19 protein-coding genes and 2 pseudogenes are annotated in these 22727 nt (G+C 65.1%); 6 read left to right on the top strand and 15 right to left on the bottom strand.

Going from position 1 to position 22727, the window contains the following annotated elements:
• Positions 1–18 precede the first annotated feature (18 nt).
• Positions 19–1179 (bottom strand): acyl-CoA dehydrogenase family protein, encoded by a 1161-nt coding sequence (locus M5I08_RS18450; protein ID WP_219065411.1) that lies wholly within the window; start codon positions 1177–1179, stop codon positions 19–21.
• A 103-nt stretch (positions 1180–1282) separates the two neighbouring features.
• On the opposite strand from M5I08_RS18450, the gene M5I08_RS18455 reads away from it, so the two are divergent.
• The 3 genes from M5I08_RS18455 to M5I08_RS18460 all read left to right on the top strand — a co-directional run bounded on the left by M5I08_RS18455 (position 1283) and on the right by M5I08_RS18460 (position 2339).
• Complete coding sequence (locus M5I08_RS18455) at positions 1283–1789, top strand: hypothetical protein (RefSeq protein WP_219065412.1); 507 nt, start codon at positions 1283–1285, stop codon at positions 1787–1789.
• Positions 1790–1851: 62 nt separating this feature from the next.
• Positions 1852–1932 (top strand): hypothetical protein, encoded by an 81-nt coding sequence (locus tag M5I08_RS27480; protein WP_502213845.1) that lies wholly within the window; start codon positions 1852–1854, stop codon positions 1930–1932.
• Positions 1929–2339, top strand: coding sequence for a type II toxin-antitoxin system VapC family toxin (locus M5I08_RS18460; RefSeq protein ID WP_219065413.1), 411 nt, complete (start codon positions 1929–1931; stop codon positions 2337–2339). The genes M5I08_RS27480 and M5I08_RS18460 overlap by 4 nt, the downstream gene beginning before the upstream one ends.
• On the opposite strand, the gene hflX is transcribed toward M5I08_RS18460, so the two are convergent.
• The 6 genes from hflX to M5I08_RS18490 all read right to left on the bottom strand — a co-directional run bounded on the left by hflX (position 2336) and on the right by M5I08_RS18490 (position 8708).
• Positions 2336–3739 (bottom strand): GTPase HflX, encoded by a 1404-nt coding sequence (gene hflX / locus M5I08_RS18465; RefSeq protein ID WP_219065414.1) that lies wholly within the window; start codon positions 3737–3739, stop codon positions 2336–2338. The genes M5I08_RS18460 and hflX overlap by 4 nt on opposite strands.
• 2 nt (positions 3740–3741) lie before the next feature.
• Entirely contained in the window at positions 3742–4659 is a 918-nt protein-coding gene (gene dapF, locus M5I08_RS18470; protein ID WP_219065415.1) for a diaminopimelate epimerase, read from the bottom strand.
• Positions 4660–5152: 493 nt separating this feature from the next.
• Positions 5153–6058 carry a tRNA (adenosine(37)-N6)-dimethylallyltransferase MiaA gene (gene miaA / locus M5I08_RS18475; protein WP_219065416.1) on the bottom strand — a complete coding sequence of 302 codons (906 nt, stop codon included), beginning with the start codon at positions 6056–6058 and terminating at the stop codon, positions 5153–5155.
• Positions 6055–6741, bottom strand: a complete 687-nt coding sequence (locus M5I08_RS18480; RefSeq protein WP_219065417.1) for a class III extradiol ring-cleavage dioxygenase family protein — start codon at positions 6739–6741, stop codon at positions 6055–6057. The genes miaA and M5I08_RS18480 overlap by 4 nt, the downstream gene beginning before the upstream one ends.
• A gap of 9 nt (positions 6742–6750) precedes the next feature.
• Positions 6751–7665 carry a DMT family transporter gene (locus M5I08_RS18485; protein ID WP_219065418.1) on the bottom strand — a complete coding sequence of 305 codons (915 nt, stop codon included), beginning with the start codon at positions 7663–7665 and terminating at the stop codon, positions 6751–6753.
• Positions 7666–7793: 128 nt separating this feature from the next.
• A complete protein-coding gene (locus M5I08_RS18490; protein ID WP_219065419.1) occupies positions 7794–8708 on the bottom strand; it encodes a DMT family transporter in 915 nt (304 codons plus the stop codon).
• A gap of 382 nt (positions 8709–9090) precedes the next feature.
• Here M5I08_RS18490 and M5I08_RS18495 point away from each other — a divergent pair, with 382 nt between their 5' ends.
• Complete coding sequence (locus tag M5I08_RS18495) at positions 9091–10407, top strand: DUF349 domain-containing protein (RefSeq protein ID WP_219065420.1); 1317 nt, start codon at positions 9091–9093, stop codon at positions 10405–10407.
• Positions 10408–10420: 13 nt separating this feature from the next.
• Here the strand turns inward: M5I08_RS18495 and M5I08_RS18500 are convergent, their stop codons facing one another.
• The 4 genes from M5I08_RS18500 to recA form a co-directional block, all read right to left on the bottom strand.
• Positions 10421–11008 carry an Rv2732c family membrane protein gene (locus M5I08_RS18500; protein WP_219065421.1) on the bottom strand — a complete coding sequence of 196 codons (588 nt, stop codon included), beginning with the start codon at positions 11006–11008 and terminating at the stop codon, positions 10421–10423.
• Complete coding sequence (miaB, locus tag M5I08_RS18505; protein WP_249763402.1) at positions 11005–12441, bottom strand: tRNA (N6-isopentenyl adenosine(37)-C2)-methylthiotransferase MiaB; 1437 nt, start codon at positions 12439–12441, stop codon at positions 11005–11007. The genes M5I08_RS18500 and miaB overlap by 4 nt, the downstream gene beginning before the upstream one ends.
• 95 nt (positions 12442–12536) lie before the next feature.
• Entirely contained in the window at positions 12537–13061 is a 525-nt protein-coding gene (gene recX / locus M5I08_RS18510) for a recombination regulator RecX (RefSeq protein ID WP_219065422.1), read from the bottom strand.
• On the bottom strand, positions 13027–16494 hold the full coding sequence (recA, locus tag M5I08_RS18515; protein WP_219065423.1) for an intein-containing recombinase RecA: 3468 nt from the start codon (positions 16492–16494) through the stop codon (positions 13027–13029). The genes recX and recA overlap by 35 nt, the downstream gene beginning before the upstream one ends.
• 432 nt (positions 16495–16926) lie before the next feature.
• Between recA and M5I08_RS18520 the strand changes: the two genes are divergently transcribed.
• A complete protein-coding gene (locus M5I08_RS18520; protein ID WP_219065424.1) occupies positions 16927–17841 on the top strand; it encodes a DMT family transporter in 915 nt (304 codons plus the stop codon).
• Between the two features lie 7 nt (positions 17842–17848).
• Here the strand turns inward: M5I08_RS18520 and M5I08_RS18525 are convergent.
• A pseudogene (locus M5I08_RS18525) lies at positions 17849–18650 on the bottom strand (transposase family protein).
• Between the two features lie 278 nt (positions 18651–18928).
• On the opposite strand from M5I08_RS18525, the pseudogene M5I08_RS18530 reads away from it, so the two are divergent.
• Positions 18929–19036 (top strand): annotated as a pseudogene (locus tag M5I08_RS18530) (tRNA (adenosine(37)-N6)-dimethylallyltransferase MiaA); the annotation flags it as partial.
• A gap of 170 nt (positions 19037–19206) precedes the next feature.
• On the opposite strand, the gene M5I08_RS18535 reads toward M5I08_RS18530, so the two are convergent.
• From M5I08_RS18535 to M5I08_RS18545, 3 genes are all read right to left on the bottom strand, one after another.
• A complete protein-coding gene (locus M5I08_RS18535) occupies positions 19207–21912 on the bottom strand; it encodes a PEP/pyruvate-binding domain-containing protein (protein WP_219065425.1) in 2706 nt (901 codons plus the stop codon).
• Positions 21913–22227: 315 nt separating this feature from the next.
• Positions 22228–22476, bottom strand: a complete 249-nt coding sequence (locus tag M5I08_RS18540; RefSeq protein WP_219065426.1) for a hypothetical protein — start codon at positions 22474–22476, stop codon at positions 22228–22230.
• A 52-nt stretch (positions 22477–22528) separates the two neighbouring features.
• Entirely contained in the window at positions 22529–22723 is a 195-nt protein-coding gene (locus M5I08_RS18545) for a DUF3046 domain-containing protein (protein WP_440271462.1), read from the bottom strand.
• Between the last annotated feature and the right edge of the window lie 4 nt (positions 22724–22727).

Genomic DNA, 22727 nt, shown 5'->3' on the forward strand with positions numbered 1-22727 from the left:
GACCGCCGATGGCCTCGGCTAGACGCCGAGGCTGCGGCCGATGATTTCCTTCATGATTTCGGTGGTGCCGCCGTAAATCGTCTGCACCCGCGCATCGAGATAGGCTCGGGCAATCGGATATTCGCGGATGTAGCCGTAGCCGCCGTGTAACTGCAGGCAGCGGTCGATCAGGTGCACCTGCTTTTCGGTGGAGTACCACTTGGCCATCGCAGCCTGCTCGGCAGACAGTTTCTCGTCGAGGTGCAGCCGGATGTACTCGTCGACCATGATGCGGACCGCGGTGGCTTCGGTCGCCAATTCGGCCAGCACAAATCGGCTGTTCTGAAAACTGCCGATCGATCGGCCGAAAGCCTTGCGCTCCTTGGTGTACTGCAGGGTCTGCTCGAGCACCGTTTCCATGGCCGTGGCGGCCATGATGGCGATCGAGATTCGTTCCTGCGGCAGGTTTTGCATCAAATAGATAAAGCCCATACCCTCTTCGCCGAGCAGGTTCTCGGCGGGCACCTGCACGTCGGTGAACGACAGCTCGGCGGTGTCCTGGGCGTCCAGGCCGATCTTGTCCAAGTGCCGGCCGCGCTCGAAGCCCTGCATGCCGCGCTCGACGGCCAGCAGCGAAAAGCCTTGCGCGCCTTTGTCCGGATCAGTCTGGGCCACCACGATCACCAAATCGGAGTTGATGCCGTTGGTGATGAACGTCTTGGACCCGTTGAGCACGTAGTGGTCGCCATGCTTGACCGCGCGGGTCTTGATGCCCTGCAAGTCACTGCCGGTGCCCGGCTCGGTCATGGCGATTGCGGTGATCAGCTCACCGGTGCAGAACTTCGGTAGCCAACGCTGCTTCTGCTCGTCGTTGGCCAAACGAAGTAGATAGGGCGCCACTACATCGTTGTGCAGCCCGAAACCGATACCGCTGTAACGGCCCGCGGTGGTCTCCTCGGTGATGATCGTGTTGTAGCGGAAGTCGGGGTTGCCGCCGCCGCCGTACTGCTCGGGCACCGCCATGCCCAGGAAGCCATGTTTACCGGCCTCCAACCACACCCCGCGGTCGACGATTTTCGCCTTCTCCCATTCCTCGTGATGGGGCGCGACGTGACGGTCCAGGAAGCCCCGGTAGGACTCGCGGAACAATTCATGCTCGGGTTCGAACAGTGTGCGCTGGTATTTGACCGTGCTACCCATTGGATGACCTCCGGCTGGACAGGGACTGTGCCGCCCAAGATATACCAGCTACCAACCGGATGGTTGGGCGCCCGAGGTGCGCATCCGGCCTACAGTCAGCGACGTGGACGAAACGCTTTTGGTGACAGAACGCGGGCAGCTGCTCGAGTTCTCCTACACCGACATGCTGTGCTACGCGGGGCCTTACTCGCCGGCAGGTGTGGCCAATGCCTTCAAAGTGATGCAGCGGGCATTCGCGGCGTTATCGCCGAACCAACCCCCGCAGCGGCGATCGGTCGTCATCCGCACCGCCTTCCAGGGGCCGGGAGCCCGCGACGGCTTCGAGGCCGTCACCCGAGCGGTGACCAACGGCCGCTACACCGTCGACCCCGCGCTGGCGCGACCCGACCGCGGTCGGCTGCTGGGCGATTTCGTGTTCCAGATCTCCATCGCCGGCCGCGTAGCGACTCTGTTGCTGCGCCCGGGCTTCGTCACCGCCGAATTCATCGACCTCGTCGGCAACTCGGACCGCAGCCAGGCCGAAGAGGCGCACCTGGACCAGCTGAAGGCACAGCTAGCGCAGCAGATACTGGCGGCGCCCGCTGAGGACGTCTACGAGTTGGCTGACTGAGTCCGGCCGGCCGGGAGCCTTCAGGCTACCTGAGCGGTGAAATCCCTAGCGGCGCAATGGCTATGATCGTCACAGTGCAGCGACCCAAAGGGGCTGTCTTACCGGAGTTCGTGCGCAGGGACTTGATCCACGAGGAGCAGTGATCTATCTGGGCACTTCGGCGCTGTCTTCGCTGCTCATCGCCGAGCCGCAGACGCTCGAACTGCAGACACGGCTCACCGCCCAAAGCGGCCAGGGCGAGTACGCGGTGACGAGCGCGCTTGGCAGGGTCGAGTTGATCGGAGTTGTCGCCGGATATGGTGAACCAGGCCAGACTGGGCGCGCGTTACCTACTCGACGGGCCGGCATCCTCCCGCTCGCCGAACCGGTGATCGCTCTCGCCGAAAAAATCGGCCCGCCCGCCCTGCGTTCACTTGATGCCATTCATCTCGCGGCAGCAGCCCAGCCCAAGCGGGAACTCAGGGCGTTCGTCACCTACGACCGCCGTTTGTTGGACGGCTGCCGCGAGGTCGGCCTCCCCACCGCATCACCGGGCGCCCCGGCCCGCTAACCGTTCACCGAGAACGGCCGCAGGCTCGCGGCCAGCGCTATCGGCACCCGAGCCTTGATTCGGGTGCCGTCGCTGTTGTGCTCGGTGTGCTGCACTCGACCGTCGGCATGCACGCGCGACACCAAATCACCCCGTTCATAAGGGATTACGACGTCGACCGCGGTGTCAGTCGGGGCGGCCAACTCGGCCATCCGCCGACGCAGCGCGTCGACGCCGTCGCCCGTGTGCGCCGAGACGAATACCGCACCCGGCAGCGCATGGCGCAACTTGGCCAGCGCCAAATCGCCTGCGGCGTCAACCTTGTTGACCACCAACAGCTCCGGCGCCGGATCGCCGTGATAGTCGGCGATCACCTCGGAAATCACCTGGCGCACCGCACTGATCTGGGCCAGCGGATTGACGTCGGAACCGTCGACAACGTGCACCAGCAGATCGGCGTCGACGACCTCTTCCAGCGTGGAACGAAAAGCCTCGACCAACTGCGTCGGCAAATGCCGCACGAAGCCGACCGTGTCGCTGACCACGAACGCGCGTCCGTCGTCGAATTGCCCACGGCGAGTAGTGGGTTCCAACGTCGCGAACAATGCATCCTGAACCAGCACGCCCGCGCCCGTCAACGCGTTCAGCAGGCTGGACTTGCCCGCGTTCGTGTAGCCGACGATCGCGATCGACGGTAGATCACTGTCTAGCCGGCGGCTGCGTTGCGTGTCCCGAACCTGCTTCATCGCCTTGATATCGCGGCGCAGCTTCGACATTCGCTCACGGATACGGCGCCGATCGGTCTCGATCTTGGTCTCACCGGGACCACGGAGGCCCACGCCTCCCCCGCTGCCGCCGGCGCGGCCACCAGCCTGCCGCGACATCGACTCGCCCCAACCACGCAACCGCGGCAGCATGTATTCCATCTGCGCCAGCGCCACCTGGGCTTTGCCTTCGGCGCTGGTGGCGTGCTGGGCAAAGATGTCGAGGATCAGCGCGGTACGGTCAACGACCTTGACCTTGACCGCCTTTTCCAGCGCAGTCAGCTGCGCCGGGGATAGCTCGCCGTCACAGATCACGGTGTCAGCGCCCGTGGCCAGCACCACGTCCCGCAGCTCTGCTGCCTTGCCCGACCCGATGTAGGTCGAGGCATCCGGCTTGTCACGGCGCTGGATCATGCCTTCGAGCACTTGGGAACCGGCGGTTTCGGCCAGCGCGGCCAATTCGGCGAGACTGGCCGCCGCGTCGGCGGCGCTGCCCTCGGTCCACACCCCGACGAGCACGACCCGCTCCAGGCGCAACTGGCGGTACTCGACCTCCGAGACGTCGGCGAGCTCGGTGGACAACCCCGCGACGCGGCGCAGCGCCGAACGGTCGTCGAGGGCAAGTTCGCCCGTGCTGGGCGTGTTGGGGACAGTCATCGTCAGTGCTCAATGATGCCCGGGAAAGCCGCGCCGTGCACCTGGTTTTCCCACCACCATTCCTCGCTCAGTTCGCCTTGGGCCACCAACACCGACGGCCCACGCAGGCGGCTGGTGGCCTCGGTGACGGTGACGACCACGTCGCCGCCCGGTACCCGCACGGTGAGCGTGCCGCTGGCCGCACCCGCATACGACAGCGCAGCCACCGCGGCGGCGACGGTTCCGGTGCCGCACGAACGGGTTTCGCCCACCCCGCGCTCGTGCACCCGCATGCTGACCGCGTCGTCGGCCGGCGCGGTGAGGACTTCGACGTTCACCCCGTCCGGGAATTGCGCCTTGTCGAACGTCACCGGCGCCGCGACGTCGAGCGCCGCCAGCGCTTCCAGGGTCAGCGCGGGGTCGACACAGGCCAAGTGCGGGTTGCCGACGTCGATCGCCAGCCCGGTGAGGGTGCGGCCACCAACGATGACCTGGAAGGCCTTGCCCCCCCTGCCCAACGTGTTGGGTTTGCCCATGTCGACGCTGACGTCGGCGTTGGTCGCATCGGCGCGATGCAAGACGACGGGCCGCGGGCCTGCGAGCGATCCCACGACGAACTCGTCGCGAGATTCCCATCCGCTGGCGCGCAGGTAGTGCGCGAACACCCGCGCGCCGTTGCCGCACATCTGTGCCGTCGACCCGTCGGCGTTGCGGTAGTCCATGTACCAGTCGTCGGCGCCCACGCCGTCGGGAATCCGATCGAGCACCCCCGCAGCCAGCACGGCAGCGGCCGTGGTGACCCGCAGCACCCCGTCGGCGCCGAGGCCACGACGCCGATCGCACAATGCGCAGACCACGGCGGGTGTCAGCGTCAGCTTGGCATCCAGATCAGCCAGCAACACGAAGTCGTTCTGGGTGCCATGGCCTTTGGCGAACATCATCGGCGCCACTCCTCGATGCCGGCTCCACCGGCACCATCGTCGTCGGCGCGGATCATCTGCTCAGGATACGTGGCGCGGCGCCGTCCCCGGGCCCTCGCAGCATCACGGCCTCTCCTGGGCTGAACCCGCCAGCATGCTGTCAAAACTGCGTGACCAGGGCAAACGCCGTTCAGAGGAAAACTCCGAGGAATTGGACAAAAAATCGGCGCCAGCTATTTCGTATTCGATATGCGTCGAGTAGCTTCGGCCGAAGCGAAAGCGACTGTATCCGCATTGTCCTCGAGCAGAAGGCGGAACATGGCAGGTCGGGCGGGTCCGGCGGCACTGGTCCGGGCGCCAGCGGCTCCTCCGGCATACCTGGCAGCTACGGCAGCCCGGAACGCGCGGCTGAGACCGGCCGGTCACAGACCGGCCACCACGGTCGTCGATCCCGTCGCCGTGATGACGACCGCGGCGCGGCCCAGCCCAGCCCAGCCCATCGCAGGTCACCACTTCAAGATTCGCGCCGCCAGGCCCGGATCGCGTTATCCGTATTGTCGGGCGCGCTGGCGTCCAGCCACTCAATCCGGTGGTCGCGGTGAAACCACGACCGCTGCCGCCGCACGTAGCGGCGGGTGCCGACGAACGTCGGTTCGCGTGCAGCGTCGCCGGTGCCGCCGGCGTCGAGGTCGGCGATCACCTGCGCATAGCCCAGCGCCCGTGACGCGGTGACGCCGTCACGCAGCCCGCGACCTAGCAGCCTGTTCACTTCACCGACCAGCCCGGAAGCGAACATCATCTCGGTACGCCGGGCCAGCCGCTCGTCGAGAAGCTCGGTGCCGCAGTCTAATCCGAGGATCACCGTGTCCCAACGCGGTGTGCCGATGGTGGGCGCCGACGCGGCGAAAGGCTGACCGGTGAGCTCCACCACCTCCAGCGCGCGCACGATGCGACGGCCGTCGGTCGGCAGGATCGACGCCGCCGCGGCCGGATCCCGACAAGCCAGCTCGGCGTGCAGCTCGGCCGCCCCGACCTGGGCGAGCCGCTCTTCCCACCGACTCCGCACCGCCGGGTCGGTCGTCGGAAACGACCAGTCGTCGAGCAGCGACTGGACATAGAGCATCGACCCACCGACGAGGATCGGCACCGCTGCCCTGGCCATAATCGCCTCGATGTCGGCGGCGGCGGCGCTCTGATAATGCGCGACGGTCGCGGTCTCGGTGACGTCGAGAACGTCGAGTTGGTGATGCGGGATGCCGCGGCGTTGCGCGACAGGAAGTTTCGCGGTGCCGATATCCATTCCGCGGTAGAACTGCATCGCGTCGGCGTTCACGATCTCCGCGTCGAGCCGCTCGGCGACGTCGAGAGCCAACTGCGACTTGCCGGTCCCGGTCGGGCCGACGATCGCCAGTGGCCTCACGGCTGCCAGACGCCGGTGAAGTACCCGACGCCGTAGGGCGCCGCCCGGTAGAGCTCCTCGGCCGACCGGGGCGCCGGCGCGCACAGACCCGCCAGCACACCGAAGGCCACCCTCCCCACCACCTGCCCGGGCAGCCGGCTCAGCACGGCCACGTCGCCGAGGCCCAGCGCGTCGTCCAGGGCAAGCTGCACGTCGACGTCGGCGGGGTGGTGGCCGCCTGGGGCGGCCGGGGTCAAGGTGTTGGCGCCGTCGGCGACCACCAGCACACCCGTCGGCTCGGCCGACTGGTCGATCTCGCTGCGCAGTTGTCTGCCAAGGGCCAACACGGTCGCCGCATCGTGGTGCCCGGCGTACGCCCGAACCTCGGCGCGGGCATCCGGCTGAGCCCGAGCCCGCATCCACCCGGCCATCAGCGCGCAGAGTGGCAGCTCGCCCGGCCGGCCGGTTGCGTGCGGCGAGAGCCGCACCGGCAAGTCGACGCCGAAACCCGCAAAGGTACCGACGCTTTCCGGGCCGACGACGACGTCGGCGGTCCCGGCCCCGATGACCACCCAGCGCGGCGGCAGCGCGGCGACGGCGGCGACCATGGCGGTCCGCAGCTCAGCCATCTCGTCGGCCGCGGCTCCGGCGAGCTCGGGGACCAGCACCGGCGCGGACGGGATGATCGCGATGGTGCTCAACACGCAATCAAACTAGCGTTCCGACGGCACAGCAGCCGTGTCGTCGACAGTTATGGCGTCGGCATGGGCCTGCACAGTGACTGCTTCACCGCGAGCCAACGCCGCGGTCGCGACGACCATCAGCAGGACCGCCAGCACTAGCACGAACACCGTCTCGTCGCCGACCTGCATCGTCTCGCCGAGCACGCTGACTCCCAACAGCGAGCCCACCGCCGGCTTCGCCACCGTCATGGTCGGCATGGAGGCGGTGAGGCGCCCGCCACGATACGCGGACTGCTGAAACATCATCCCGGCGAAAGCCGCCAGGATGCCGGCGTACAGCTCCGGCGCCGTCAGCACCGCCACTATGCCGCCTTCGGCCACTTCCGCAACGCCCTTGAGCAGCACCGCGAATAGCGCCAACGAAGCACCCGACACAGCCGCCAGCAGCACCGCAGCTATCGATCGATGCGACCAAATCCGCGCTGCCAACACACACAGGCCCACGGCGGGCCCCATGACGGCGGCGACGACAAGCCAGGTCTGCAGCGACGCCCGGGAATGCCCGGCCGTCGGATTACCGACCGTGACGACCACCGCCAGCGCAGCGGCCAGCAGCGTAGCCCAGGTCCAGTCCCACCGGCTCACCGGATGCCGGGTCATTCGGGCGTAAATCGGCAACGCGAACAGCAGCGCTGTCACCTGCAGCCCGGTCACCAAGATCACCGATCCCAGGCTCAGGGCCGCGGCCTGCAGACCGTAATTGGCGATCGCGGCCAGCGCACCGAGCCGCCAGTAGCGATTACGCCACGACATCCGAAATAACGCGAAGTACCCGACCGGCTTGTCGGTGACCTCATGAGCCGAGCGCTGACGTACCACGTTCCCGACCGCCGACGCCAGCGCCGCGGCCAGGGCCAGCAGCACCGCAACGTCCGATTTCGGCATGGGCGACCCTTCCATTCGACCTCGCTGAGGCTCCCGCCGGCCTACCGCTCGGATTGCCAGAAACAACCACCGTTTCAGGCACACGTTACCGACTCCGTGAATAGCAACGACGGACGCGCGGGACTCGGCTAGGGTTTTGCCGCCACCCCGTCGACGACGGCCACGACGTCACGTCCGGCGCCGGCCGCAATGCTGGCCGCCTCGCCGCGAGCCAGGGCGATGGTCGAGACGATCACCACGATCGCGGCGGCGACCAGCGCGAACAGCTCGGGGCCGTCGGCGTCCAGCGTCTCTTTGAGCACCAAAATTCCCAGCAGCGACGCCACCGTCGGCTTGGCCACGGTCACCGCCGGCAGGGAGGCGGTCAACGCGCCGGCCCGGAAGGACGACTGCTGAAAAATCATCCCCACTAGCGCCGCCGGTACCAGGGCGTAAGTCTCGGGCGCTCGCAGCAACGCCCCGAAGCCGCCGGAAACCGCGCCGACGGCGCCTTTCGTCAGCACCGCGAACAGCGCCAGTGACGAGCCGGCCACCACCGCAAGAAGCACGGGCGCGGCCGGACCACCCGACCAGATCCGCGCGCCCACTACGCACAACACCAAGATCGGCCCCATCACAACGGCCACCACGACCCACGATCCCAGCGAGCCCCTGGAGTCGCCGGCACTCGGGTCGCCGACGACGACGACCACTGCCAGGGCGGCGGCCAGCACCACCGCCCAGATCCACTCCCACCGGGTCACCCGGTGATGTGCCAGCCGTGCATAGATGGGCAGCGCGAACAGCAGCGAGGTCACCTGCAGCGCGGTCACCAGGATCACCGAACCCAACGCCAGCGCGGCGGCCTGCAGGCTGTAGTTGGCCACGGCGCCGGCGCCGCCCAGCCACCACCGTACGTCGCGCAACGACAAGTGGAAGAGCTCGAGGTGCCCGACCGGCTTATCGGTGACCTCCTGGGCCGAACGCTGCCGAACCACGTCGCCCACCGCAGACGCCAGCGCGGCGCACAGTGCGATCAACGCCGCGAAATCCGCTTTCGACATGCCCGATCACCTCGCCCACACCCGGTTTCGGATTCGATTATCCAACACCGACTGTTCACCAACAGGTTCCACGGATAGCCTATGGCGCTGACGGTGTGCGGCACCCCATACACAGCCAGTGGCTCCACGTTCCGGTCCAGCGAGGTCGGCCGGTCATTGTCGTCAACGGCCATGGTGGCCGCTCGTGCATGCCAGCGCCGTCGCCGCAAAGATCACAGCTGCACCGCCAACTCGGACCGCACCGCCCCACAAGCTGCTTCAATACTGGTGGGATCCAGACGGGAGCACTTCGGGGCTTCCTCCCGCGAGTGCAGTTGACGGCGCCGCGATGCGCGGCAGGTGCGCGGCTAATAACCGCGCGGAGGGTAGATGATGGCAGCTCATGACGCCTGACGAGCCACCGGGCGGACTTCGGCCCGTTCCCCGGCCGGGACCGCGGCCCAGACCTATATCCCATCCCCACCCGCACCCGGTCGCCGGGTCGCTGGCCAACGATCCGCACCGATACGGACGCGTCGACCCCGACGGAACGGTCTGGCTGATCACGGTGGCCGGCGAGCGGATCATCGGGTCCTGGCAGGCCGGCGACGCCGAGGCCGCGTTCGCGCATTTCGGCCGGCGATTCGACGACTTGAGCACCGAGGTCGTGCTCCTGGAAGAACGGCTGGCTTCGGGTACCGGCGATGCGCGCAAGATCAAAACCGCCGCCACTGGACTGGCCGAAACATTGCCGGACGCACATGTGCTCGGGGATGTCGATGCGCTGGCCGCCCGGCTTGCCGGCATTGTTGAGCGGGCCGAAGCGGCGGCGGCCGCCGATCGCGCGCGCCGCCGAGAGCATCGCGCGGCCCAGACCGCACGCAAGGAGGCTTTGGCTGCCGAAGCCGAGGAGTTGGCCAACACCTCGACGCAGTGGAAGGCGGCCGGTGACCGGCTACGCGCGATTCTCGACGAATGGAAGACGATCAGCGGGTTGGACCGCAAGACCGACGATGCGCTGTGGAAGCGCTACTCGGCTGCTCGGGAAACCTTCAACCGGCGACGAGGATCGCATTTCGCGGGGCTGGACCGCGAGCAGGCGGGTGCCCGCGAGGCGAAGGAGCGGCTCTGCGTCCAGGCTGAGGAGCTCGTGGGTTCGACGGACTGGGCTGCCACCAGCGCCGAGTTCCGCAAGCTGCTCACCGACTGGAAGGCCGCCGGCCGCCCCGCCCGTGACGTCGATGATGCGCTGTGGCTCCGCTTCAAGGCCGCCCAGGACACCTTTTTCAAGGCGCGCACTGCCGCGGCCGCCGGGCGCGACGCCGAATTGCGGGCCAACGCCACAGCCAAAGAGGCGCTGTTGGCGGAGGCGGAAAAACTCGACACCAGCGATCACGACGCCGCCAGGTCGGCGCTGCGGTCGATCGCCGAGAAATGGGACGCGATCGGCAAGGTGCCGCGCGAACGGTCAGCCGAACTCGACCGGCGGCTGCGCGCCGTCGAGAAGAAGGTGCGCGACGCCGGAGAAACAGACTGGTCGGACCCGCAGGCCAAGGTACGCGCGGAGCAGTTCCAGACGCGTGCCGAGCAATTCGAACGCCAGGCACAGAAAGCCGAGGCGGCAGGGCGCAGCAAGGAAGCCGAGGAGGCCAAGGCCAATGCCGAGCAGTGGCGGCAATGGGCGGACACTGCCGCGAATGCGCTGAGCCGCAAGACCTAACGCGCGAGCGCAGCTATCCGGGAGGGTCCTCGTCCTCAAGGGATTCCAGCAGCGTTCGAGATTGACGAAGCCCGGCGGCCCGACGGCGTTGCTCCTCGGCGGCAAGTTGCACGATCGTGCGCGACCACACGACACGCGCCCAGTGAAACGTCAACAGGATGACGGTGATCCACGCCACCACCAGGCCGACGCCGGGGCCAGGATGGCCGGTTGCCACGGTCTGCCGCGACCAAACGGCCAGCAACCCAGCGGCGCTGGCCACCGCCGAACCTGCCAACGCCACCCAGCCCAATGCCCAGCGTCGGGTCAACAACGCCAACATCGAGAAGCCGACGCCGAAAACCAATGCCAGCCAACTGAATACACGTGATGGCAGCCCCACCGCGGCCGCCGCCGCGCCATGGGTGGAAAACAGCACATCCCATCCAGGTACCTGACCGGTGTGCGGCAAGATGAACGACGCGAGCAGCACGAACACCAGAATCGCCACAACCAAAGCCCTTGCGCCCGGGTCGATTTGGCGGGCAATACGACGCTCGGCCGCCTCGATATCATCCCGGAAGTCGTCGAATGGGCCCTGGTTCGGCTCGCCCTCGCTCATTGATTGCACCCGAGCGGTTCGGTCGCGGCAACCGGTTGCCCGACGGCTGGCATGCCAAGGGTGACACCGCTGGAACCTTGCCCGTCGCCATAGGCGTCGCCGGCGCGGGTGCGGCGGTGGGTGATGACGTCGCCGTCGGCGATGAGGTGATGCGGCGCGGCGTCGGTGACGAGCGTCGTGACGATGTCGCCCGGGCGCACCTGCTGTCCGCCGGGCGTGAAGTGCACCAGCCGACCGTCGCGCACGCGACCGCTCATCCGCGCAGTGCGCCTGTCCTTGCGGCCTTCCCCGGTGGCCACCAGCAACTCAACGGACCGACCGAGCTGCTTGCGGTTCTCCTCCAATGCGATGTGCTCTTGCAGCGCCACGAGTCGCTCATACCGTTCCTGGACGACGGCTTTCGGCAGCTGACCGTCGAGCTCCGCGGCGGGTGTGCCGGGGCGCTTGGAGTACTGGAAGGTGAACGCGCCGGAGAACCGGGCCCGCCGAACCACGTCCAGCGTCGCGGCGAAGTCGTCCTCGGTCTCGCCGGGGAAACCGACGATCAGGTCGGTGGTGATGGCGGCGTGCGGCATGGCCGCGCGCACCCGGTCGATGATGGCGAGGTAACGCTCGGCGCGGTAGGACCGGCGCATCGCGCGCAACACCCGGTCCGAGCCGGATTGCAGCGGCATGTGCAGCGCCGGGCAGACGTTCGCCGTCTGCGCCATCGCCTCGATGACGTCGTCGGTGAACTCGGCCGGATGCGGCGAGGTGAACCGCACCCGCTCCAGACCGTCGATGCGTCCGCACTCGGTCAGCAGGTCGGCGAAGGCGCCGCGATTGCGTGGTAGCCGTGAGTCGGCGAACGAGACGCCGTAGGCGTTGACGTTTTGGCCCAGCAGGGTGATTTCCAGCACGCCGGCCGCCACCAGCGACCGCACCTCGGCCAGGATGTCGTCGGGGCTGCGGTCGACCTCTTTGCCCCGCAACGACGGCACGATGCAGAAGGTGCAGCTGTTGTTGCACCCTACCGAGATGGAAACCCAAGCGGCATAAGCCGATTCGCGGACAGCAGGCAGCGCCGACGGGAACTCCTGCAATGCCTCAGCGATTTCTACCTGGGCAGCCTGGTTATGCCGGGCCCGGTCAAGCAGCGCCGGCAGCGATCCGATGTTGTGGGTGCCGAAGACGACGTCGACCCAGGGCGCCTTGCGCAGCACCGCGTCTTTGTCCTTCTGGGCCAGGCAGCCGCCCACCGCGATCTGCATGTTCGGGTCGCTGCGCTTGCGGGGCGCCAGGTGGCTGAGGTTGCCGTAGAGCTTGTTGTCGGCGTTCTCGCGCACCGCGCAGGTGTTGAAGACCACCACGTCGGCGTCGGCGCCCTCAGGCGCGCGCCGGTAGCCGGCCGCTTCCAGCAGGCCCGCCAACCGCTCGGAGTCATGAACGTTCATCTGACATCCGTAGGTGCGGACCTGATAGGTCCGCACCTCCTGTGGTGCCAGCGTCGACGTCACGGGGCCATGGTACGGCTGCGTAACGCACGCGCCTAGACGCGCCTGCGCTCCCGTTCACCGGCCAGCTCGGCGCTGACCACGTCGTAGGCCATCGTCTGGCCGAACCCGCGGCGGGCCAGCATCGCCACCAGCCGGCGGATCACCCGGGCGTCATCGTCGTCGCCCAGTGCCGCCCGTCGCAGCTTGGTTCGCACCAGCTTCTCGGCGCGGACGCGCTCGGCAGCGGGGTTGATGCCGTCGAGCACCGAGGTGATCACGTCGCTGTCGACGCCCTTGGTATGCAGCTCGGCGGCCAACGCGCGCTTGCCTTTTCCGGTGTTCGCCCGGCGCGAATGCACCCACTGTTCGGCGAAGTTCGCGTCGTCGATCAACCCGACGTCGGTCAGCCGGTCCAGCACCCGGGCGCTGACATCGTCGGGATAACCGCGCTTGGCCAGCTGGCCGGCCAGCTCGGCACGGGTGCGTGCCCGCGCGGTGAGCAGGCGCAGGCACAATGCCCGCGCCAGCTCCTCGCGAGACGGCTCAGAAGTCGACGGGGGCGGGCAAGGCGTCGCCATCGGTCAATCCGTCGGTCATCACCGCGCCGATGCCGAGCTTTTCCTTGATCTTCTTCTCGATCTCGTTGGCCACGTCGGCGTTCTCCATCAGGAAGTTGCGGGCGTTCTCTTTGCCCTGACCCAGCTGCTCGCCGTCGTAGGTGAACCAGGACCCGGACTTGCGGATGAAGCCCTGGTCCACGCCCATGTCGATCAGCGAGCCTTCCCGGCTGATGCCCTTGCCGTAGAGGATGTCGAACTCGGCCTGTTTGAAGGGGGGCGCGCAGTTGTGCACGACGACGCCTTCCGCGACGAGGTTGTGCAGTTCCTCGACCTCGAGGTCGAACGTCCGTACCCGCCGCACTGGCAGCACTTCGCGGATCACTGAGTACCGGAGTTCTTCCGCCAGCACATCATGCAGAAACTTGTCATCCAAGGCATCCGCGAGCACCTGCACACGATCCCTACGGAGACGCCTGGCGCCTAAGACCTGCTTCATTCCGCCACGAGGGTTCCCGGCGCCTGCGCCGATCATTGCTGCGGCCTCCAGCGCGGTGACGCCACGCTCGTCAAGGTAATTCAGCACGGCACCGGCCATCTCAGCGGACAGATATGTCGCCTGCGATCCACCCCGCCGGCCCTGCATAGCCTCGGGAATCGCCCGAATAAGGGCGCTACCACACGGACCCCACATAGGAACTGCCTCCGCGAATGCCGTGACGTTCTCCATACCGGAAACCCGGACCTCGAACACTTGGCGCTTGCTCTGGACCCGCCGACCGTTGACGATACTCGGCCGATTCTGAGTCGGATCGTAATCTCGAACGCTGCTCACGATACCGAATCGCAGTAGCAGCCAATGGATCTGGTGTGCGAGCTGTTCAGAGGTGGTCGTGTAACCGACCCGAAGCGCTCCGGTCTGTTCCCGGCTCACCCAGCCGTCACTCTCGAGCAGGCCGAAGAGCAGATTGCCGGCAATATCGGCCGCGATATCCGGCTCGAAAAACCAGTTCGGAATCGTCTTCTCCCATGCGAGCTTGCCATAGATACCGGCCTGCCGACAAAGGTCTAGAACACCGTTGCGCTCGCCGGGTCGATGAGCTATCGCAATTGATATACGCCCCTGCGGATGGGCCGCACACCCGAGCGTCGCAGCGATTCGCGTCACGTCATCAATAAGTGGCTGCTGAACGTTGACGAAGTTGACCGGAGTCTTACCCCCTACATAGCCATCCCCGATCAGATAGCCAAGCAGCCGCGCATGATCCGCCGAAATCGGCGCCCTGTCACCGAATCCATCGAAGCGTCGCGGTTGCGCCACCCGGTCTCCCTTGCGGAGTTCCCCGGCCTGACGCCAGCCGTACTCCGTCAGCACCCTGTGATCGGGTGTCGCCCACACGGTTGCGCCACCGGCGATCCGCAACCCGATCACGTCCTGCATTCCCTGGTCGAACCAGGACACCACAGGCCGCGCGTGCAGCGTTCCGTCCTTGGCTGCAGCCACGACATGAATAAGCTTGTGCCCATCGACAACATCCTCAATGCGATGCGTCGTGCCGGTAACCGGATCGAATACCCGAGTGCCCTCTGCGAGGCATTTATTCTTGACAACCTTGCAGCGGGTGCGGTTGCCGACTGCGTCGGTGCCGTCCTTGAGCGTCTCAATCCGCCTGACATCTAAGCGAACCGAGGCGTAGAACTTCAACGCCTTTCCGCCCGTTGTCGTTTCAGGTGAGTTATGCACCATCACCCCGTCAGCGAAATAGTTGTGTGAACCCTCGACTTCGATGTCGAAGCGGTCCATCTTCTGATAGTTCGTCTTCGACTCGATCTCGGTGACACGCGCCGGCATCAGCTGCATCGTCGATGCCACAAACTGCGGTTCCACGTTGAACTGACCACGGAAGCGTGGAAGCAGCTTGTACGCCATGGACGGATGTATGTACGGCGCGATGAGTTCTTGGAATTCGGCGGTGGCTTGTGTGGAGAAGACCATTACCGATTTACCGGCCATACCAGCCTTCCGCAGCCGCACGTCCAAGCCATGGGTGTCGCGTAGATAGTCGCGAAGACGCACCTGTGACCCCTCGCTCATTGCCTCAACACAGATCTCGATTCGCCCGCTACCACCTTGAGTGCGCTGCTGTAAGCCCTTCGACCGGAGGCTGAACGAACCGTCGTCCATGTACCAAATGGCTAGCGCCAACGGGGTTAGCGCCTTGAGATACTCCGCAGAGAAGAACTTCCTACCATCGCCCAAATACACTGCGCTCATTAGCTCATGAAGCTCGGAGAGCGGAGTGAAGTCTGCGAACACGGCCCCTTTACCGTTACTAGTGCGGCAGTGCGGGATGTTCGCGAACAGGGAGACCTTCCAATCGAGATACTCCGACTGTTTTGCCCCGTGTCCCATACGGAGCCGCGCGGATTCCGAATCTTGTCGCACGGGTGGAGATAGGCATCCGTCACCCATCAACGTACCCAGCACAGCTTCCCATTGCTGATCACTAAGCATGCTCGGTTGTGCCAGCATCACGCGGTCACCAACGGCGATGTCTTCAGCTTCGCGCCAGCCGCCGGGGGTTCGGATGAGATGATTCCGAGTCATGGCCAAGCTGGCGTGACCGCGTCCAGTCCCGCCCCCGGGCCGATCAACCTTGAAGTGCAGGAACTCTTCTGCTTTTCCATTGTTGAACCAGTTGGTCACTTTGCGCGGCACGATCTGACCGGATTCGAAGTCGTAGGACAAGACCTCGACGTCCATCTTCTGGTTCACGATCTTGCCAAGCTTCTCAGTCGATCCATCCGCGAGCGTGACGTTGGTGTACCAGGATCCGCAGCCGAACATGACTCCGATTTTTTCCCGCAGCTGGTTGATGAAGATCGCTGTGGTACCCGAATTACTCAGCGCACCAGTTATTTTCCGCAGCGCCTGGCTCATCAGCCGGGCCTGTAGCCCGACGTGACTGTCGCCCATCTCACCTTCGATTTCCGCCCGCGGCACCAGTGCGGCCACAGAGTCGACGACCAGAATGTCCAGCGCCCCGGAGCGGATCAGCATGTCGGCGATCTCCAGTGCCTGCTCGCCGGTATCGGGCTGGCTGACTAGCAGTGAATCGGTGTCGACGCCTAGCTTCTTGGCGTAGTCGGGGTCCAGTGCGTGCTCGGCGTCGATGAACGCCGCGATACCGCCGGCGGCTTGGGCGTTGGCCACCGCGTGCAGGGCGACGGTGGTCTTACCCGAGGACTCCGGGCCGTAGATCTCCACGATCCGGCCGCGCGGCAGGCCGCCGATGCCCAGGGCGACGTCCAGTGCGATCGACCCGGTCGGGATGATCGAGATCGGCTGGCGCACCTCGTCGCCGAGGCGCATCACCGCACCTTTGCCGTGGCTCTTCTCAATTTGGGCCATCGCCAGTTCGAGGGCCTTCTCGCGGTCAGGGGCTTGCGCCATGGTGCTACCTCTCGGTGTATCGGTGTTCTCCTCGACCGGTATCGGTCTGTTGGCCGTGACGCTAGAGGCAGGGTCTGACAAGTTGCCTGACCAGCACCTCACCGTCGAAACACCGACCACCGTAGGCGAACGTGTGTTCGATGACAAGAAGGCGCGCCGTAGTACCGTCAAGAAGCAGGGTGACGCGCGGCCGGTTCGCGACTCTCGATCAGCCGACAGCCCCATTGACGCTGTCTGCCACGCCAGCGCAAGCACGCACCAGGGTCGTTGGGAGGATGCATGACCGCCACGATTGCCGCCAGCAAGACGTCGGCAGCAGACCTGTCCGTCTACTTACCCGACACCGAGAAAGCGCCGTCGAAAGGTTAGCCGCACCGGGACCAGTAGCGTGTTTATCAAACAGATTGCCGAGAATCGACGAGGAGGCGACGGATGACGAAAGAAAATATCGCCGTAGTGCTTGCGTTGAGCGCCGCGCTGTTATCGGCGCTCGGATCGGTCATCCGTCAACGTTCCGCGCACGAGATCGTCGATCGACCGGTCGGCGCGTGGGAGTTGTTCCGCCTGTCATTGCGGGACACCCGCTGGTGGCTCGGCGGTGCGGCCGCCGTGACCAACCGCGCTCTGCAGATAGCGGCGCTGGGCCTGGGGTCGGTGATGTTGGTGACCGCGCTGCAGGTGACGAAGCTGCTCTTCGCCTTACCGATCAACGCGCGGATTACGCATCGCCGGGTGACCGCTCGGGAATGGTTCTGGGCCGCGTCGCTGGCCGTCGCGGTGGCGGTCATCATCGTGGTCGGCCATCCGACGTCGGACCAGCAGCGCGCCCCGCTGGAAGCGTGGGTGGTGGCGGCCCTGGTCATGGGCCCGGCATTGGTGTTGTGCGTGCTGGGCGCCCGAATCTGGTCTGGTGCCGTCGCCGCGATTCTGCTGGCGGTGGTGGCGGGTTCGTCGTCGGGGTTGTTCGCGGTGCTGGCCAAGGGTGCTGTCGATGCGGCCCGCGGTGGCTTTGGGGCGCTGCTGCGTGCACCCGAGCTGTATGCCTTGTTCGGTGTCGCGCTGGCCAGCATGGTGTTCCAACAGGCATCTTTTCGCGCCGGCGCGCTGACGGCCTCGCTGCCGACCATGACGTTGTCCAAACCGGTGGTGGGATGGATCTTGGCCCTCACCGTGCTCTCCGAGCACCTGCACGTCGAGAGCGCCGACATTGTCGTCCTGGTGGCGGCGCTGGCCGTGATGATCGTGTCGACGGTGGCGCTGAGCAGGGGAGAAGCCGCCGGGATGGCGGCGCTCGGCGGGCGGCGGTCGAAAGTCGCCGCGCAATCGCCGGCGCCGTCGGAACGCTGAGGTTTTCTCAGTAGTGTCCCCTTTGCAGGGTTGATAGTACGACCGCGGCTGCGACGATCTGGCCGATTCTGTTCGGGCACAGGCGGATTCGGCGAAGGCATCGCCAGCGCCCCTTTGAGTTCGGCGTTGGCGCGTTCTCCGATAGCCCGTGTCGCGGTCAGGAGCGTGTTGTAGCTGCGGTTCGCGACGTCGAGGTCACGGCCCTTGACCGGGGTGTGCACCCCGATCCCGGAACCTTCGTATCCCTTGTCCGCCAACGTCGGTAATCCCTCGCCGGCCGCTTTGTACAGCACGCCCAGGCAGTGCATGCGAGCGGCAGTGATGTCGTGTGTGCTGCCCGGCTCGACCTCGCTGGACCACACCGGGAACCCGCCCGGGTCGGCCAGTATCTGCACGTTGCCGCCCTGAGTCTTGTGCTTGCCCGAATACCACCGGTGATGGCCGTTCTCACCACGTTCGTCGACCCGGTCGATCTCGACCAGCGTCGCGTCCAGCATCACGTGCGACCAGCCTTCCCGTTTCGCCTGGTCGAGCACGTCGTGCAGGTCAGGAGCCTGGTCGGCGATCACGTCGATCGGCTCGTGCAGATACCGGTAGGAGGTGGAGATCGGCAGCCCGGCCTCCAACGCAAGCAGCCGGATCGGGGCATCACCACGAAACCAGCGCAACACCAGCTTGGCTTGCGTGCGGACCGTTCCCGCGCGTCGCCCGACGCGGGTGCCGATCTCGCGCCGGTGCGCGTGCAGCAACGCGGTCACATACCGCAGGGTTTCCTCAGGGACTTCGCAGATGGCAGAGTAGGTAAACACGTGGGGTCCTCTTGCGGCAGGACGGCTTTCTTCGTCGAAACCGATCCTGAAGCAGGGACCCCACGTCCTGCTCTCACGACGCGCCGGAAACTCCAGTCACAGCAACCTCACACGCCCCAAGTGAGAAAACCTCGCTAGGTCGATGGCGTGTTGCGCACCATCGCGATCATTCCGTCCGCGCCGGCGAAGGTTCCCACACGGTCCCGGCCGAACACCGCGTCCGCGGCCCCGACCCCGACGACCCAGCGCGCCGCCCGACCGGCGTCGGCAAGTCGCAGCTGGCCCTCGACGTCGCAGAACGGCTCGGTGGAGAAATCGTGAACGCGTCAGCGATGTTGAGTGGGATGGGCGATGACGGCACAGCGGGCACGGCAGAGCTTCCTGTGATGTGACTGGTGTGAGAGCTGTGATCATCGCGTGCTCTGCCCTGACTGTCCCGTAACCACACTGCTGCCGCGTGTGTTATCTGCAACATCGCTGTTCAATCAAAGGCTCACCTCACGACTTTGCCGAGGCCGTGACACACGTGGAATCAGGCTCGAGCCCAAAGAATTAGCTAGACACGGTCATCCTGTCCTCGTCGCCGAATTCGCCAGACGGTGCCCGATTGGCCATCCATCATCAGCGGTTCGCCGTCATCGATGATCCGCAGCAGCGACGGGATAGCAACTATCGTTGGAATTTGGAGTTCGCGCGCGACAACCGCCGAATGCGAAAGCGTGTTACCACGCTCTATCAACAGCCCGCGAATGGAGGGGAAGAGGGGGGCCCAGCCCGGGTCGGTACGGTTCGCGACGAGAATGCAGCCATTCAAACCGGCGACAGCCTCAGGATTTTGTACCACGCGAGCTGGTGCCTCGACAACTCCCGGATAACATCCGATGCCCTTGAGTGTTTCGACATAGGATATATCTTTGTCGACCTGATTCTCATGCCACTGACCTGGCAGGTAAGGAGAGCCCCGGGTCTTAATCCGGTGTGGCGCATAGGATTTCTCGTATTCCGCAAATTCGCGCCGCCGCAGTGCGACGAGGTCAGTCAGATTTGTGGTGACGCTCTTACCGAGGTGATAGGCCCACAATTCTTCCACGGTCAGGTAAAAGATGTCGTCAGTCGCCGTCAACACGCCGCTCTTGGACACCCTGTCCCCCAGTGCTCTGAAGATGCTCCGGTACAGGCCGTACATGCGGGAGCGGTCGAGCCGCAGGTTTTCTCGTATCTTGACAGCGTGTCGGGCCTCCCGCACGGACTTTTCGAACGCTTTGACGCTACGGTGTGAAAGCGCGGCGCGGACTCGATCCCGAGCTTCCTTGAATTGGTCCGTCTCGATACTGGTAGGCACGGTCGAATCGACCGCCGGTGAGTCCAGATAGTTCCGTAGTATGTCGAACAGAAACGACGCATCCTCACGGAGCGAGACGGTCTCCAGCTTCAGCTCGCCCATGCACCGGTCACCATATAACCTCACATATTCGTCCACACTCTTGACGAAGGACGGAAAACTCGATCGCAGTTTTTCCAAGAGCGCTGGATTTGTCTCGGCGCGAATCAATTCTGCAAGTTTCGTTTCCCCGCGGGCCAGCCTCGCTAGTTCAATCAAATGGCGGGTCGGCTCGACGGACTCGATTCCGTCTATCCCGCTCAGAAGACCACTGACTAATTCTTCGGCTTCCTGGGAATCGTTCGACGTCGATGCGACAATCCTTCGAAGCTTGCCGGAGGATTTCATCACCCGGAAGTCATTCAGAATTGGCGCGTCCCATTTTTTGAGAAGCTCGTCGTCTAAATACGAGAGATAGTCCATCAGCTCACTTATGGAGGCGCTGCTCAGGTGCTCTCGTGGAATGCTGTCGTAGACAGCATCGAACCGGGTGGTGAACTTATTGATCCTGCGATCGGCTGTTAACATTCGTGGCGCTAGCCGGGCGTACATATACGCCAACTGCGGTGCGCGCCGTAACACATTCCATCTGGAGATGTCGGGAACTATGAAGTCAAGGGGCTCCTCGACGCCGAGCATCTTCTCGAGGTCCTCACGCGTCTGCTGGAGAGACGGCAGCATCTCGCAGCCCTCATACCAGGTGGTGAGGTTGTAGTACACGCGTCCCTTGAGCAGACCCAGGATACGGTGAAAGGAACGCTCATGCCGGCGCAGTGTGCGCGCGGGCGTGCCTAACGTCCTGAAGAAGGTGCGGTAGCCGTATTCGTGTACCCTGCAGGCGAACGAGAAGGTCAGCGGCGTCGTGACACCGTTGAAGCTTTCCTGGACATTGCTGTCATCCCATATGGTGACGGGCTCAGTTAGATCGGGCGCCGGGCGCTGGCGGATGGTTACCGGACGAGCCTGCAGGACGTGAAGTGTCTCATCGTCGAAGGCCCACTCAACGTCGACGGGATGCTTGAACACTCGAGCCAGGCGCTGACCGACCCATTCAAGCCGTAGCACTTCAGCCGTGGTCAGACAGCGCCTGCCGACGTCCTCGCCGGTCACGGCTTTCTGCAGGGTGCCGCAGCCGCGGGGCGCGCGGACGACCGCTTCTTTTTTGGCCGCAATTCGCGACGCGACCTCAGCGCTGTTTCTCACGACGAACTCGTCGGCATCGACGATCCCGCTTACTATTCCGTCGCCCAGGCCCCAGGCCGCCGAGATGAGGGTTTCGTTTTCGTCGCCATTGTTCGGGTTGGCACTGAACAGCACACCAGAGACTCGGGAATCGACCATCTGCTGGACGATGACCGCCATTTGGCGCTCGGCGATGCTGATGCGCGCCTGGCCGGCGTAGGTGGCCACTTTTTCGCTGTAGGCGGACGCCCAGCAACGAACGATGCTGTCGGCCACTTCAGCGAGGGTCCGTTGATTGAGTAACGTTTCGAGCTGACCCGCGAACGAGTGCGCCATCGTGTCTTCGCGGCGCATTGACGACCGTACGGCATAGGGTCCGGGGCCCAGTTCGTCGAGCTTTTTCGCCAATTCCTCGATCAAATAGAGGTCCAGCGAGGACTGGCGGACAGCGTCGGAGAGGCACGCCAGTGCCCCCGCAGTAGCGACACCGGAATTATTAGATTCAGAAAAGATCGCCTTAGCAAAACTTTCCGCACACTTGCTGCTTATATGCTCGGTGAATACCTGAGTCGGCAGAACACAGAAGTTCGGTACTTCAAAGCCGGCACGACTGATTTCCGCAAGCCCCCAGGCCTTGCCGCCTATACGACAGCTATCCGGTTCGCGGACAGTCTCCTCGAATGTGAGAACATTTCGCATGCCTGCTTCCTTGTCGAGTTGAGCGTTGCGAACGAGCGCTTTAACGCGGTTTCAAATGTCGCTATAGACGTCCGGTTATAGAGCCCGCATCAGCTCATAACCCTCAAAGTCTCGGCAAAGTCGGAGAGTAGTGAGTTTGACCTGGGCTGATGTGATGGTGTGACACGCAGGACTGGTGTGGTTGCAGAGCGGGCGCGGCTGGTCACGGGATGATCACAGTTCTCACACCAGTCACATCCCAGGAGCCCCTGCCGTGCCCGTCGTGCCATCATCGCCCACTCTGTGCCTCGATCGCCGGCCATTTCGCCTCACTGATCACCTGACGACGATACTCCCGCAACCCGCGATGGGACCCGACCACAAGATTTGACGCACCGCCGAGGTCTGCCACGACTTCGCCACCGCCGGGGCGACACCGGAGTCGCTGAGCCACAGCGTCAACGGCCGCAACGACTGGCCCCCGTTCTCCACGACGATGTCGTCGTGGGTGTAATCAATGGGATGTCTCAGCTTGGTGAGGTCTCTGAGTCGATATCGCGCGAAGCGGCCTTCCTGGCCCGGCACACAGGTCAGCCGAACGGAAGCCAGCCGGCCGACGTGCTGGCCGTGGACCCGATCACCACTGTTCGCGCGGGACGTCGAAGTCGGCGCACAGCGCCCGCCACACGTCGCGCGGGTCCGCACCGTCCTCGATCGCCTGGGCGCTGGTGCGCCCGTCGAAGCCGGTCAGCACGTGATCGGTCAGCACCGAGGCGCCGTAGGTGGCGCCGAAACGCAAGGTGACTCGCTCGTGAAATTCCGTCAGGCGCACGCCA

The organism is Candidatus Mycobacterium methanotrophicum (assembly GCF_023515995.1).
In the GTDB taxonomy this organism is placed as follows: domain Bacteria; phylum Actinomycetota; class Actinomycetes; order Mycobacteriales; family Mycobacteriaceae; genus Mycobacterium; species Mycobacterium methanotrophicum.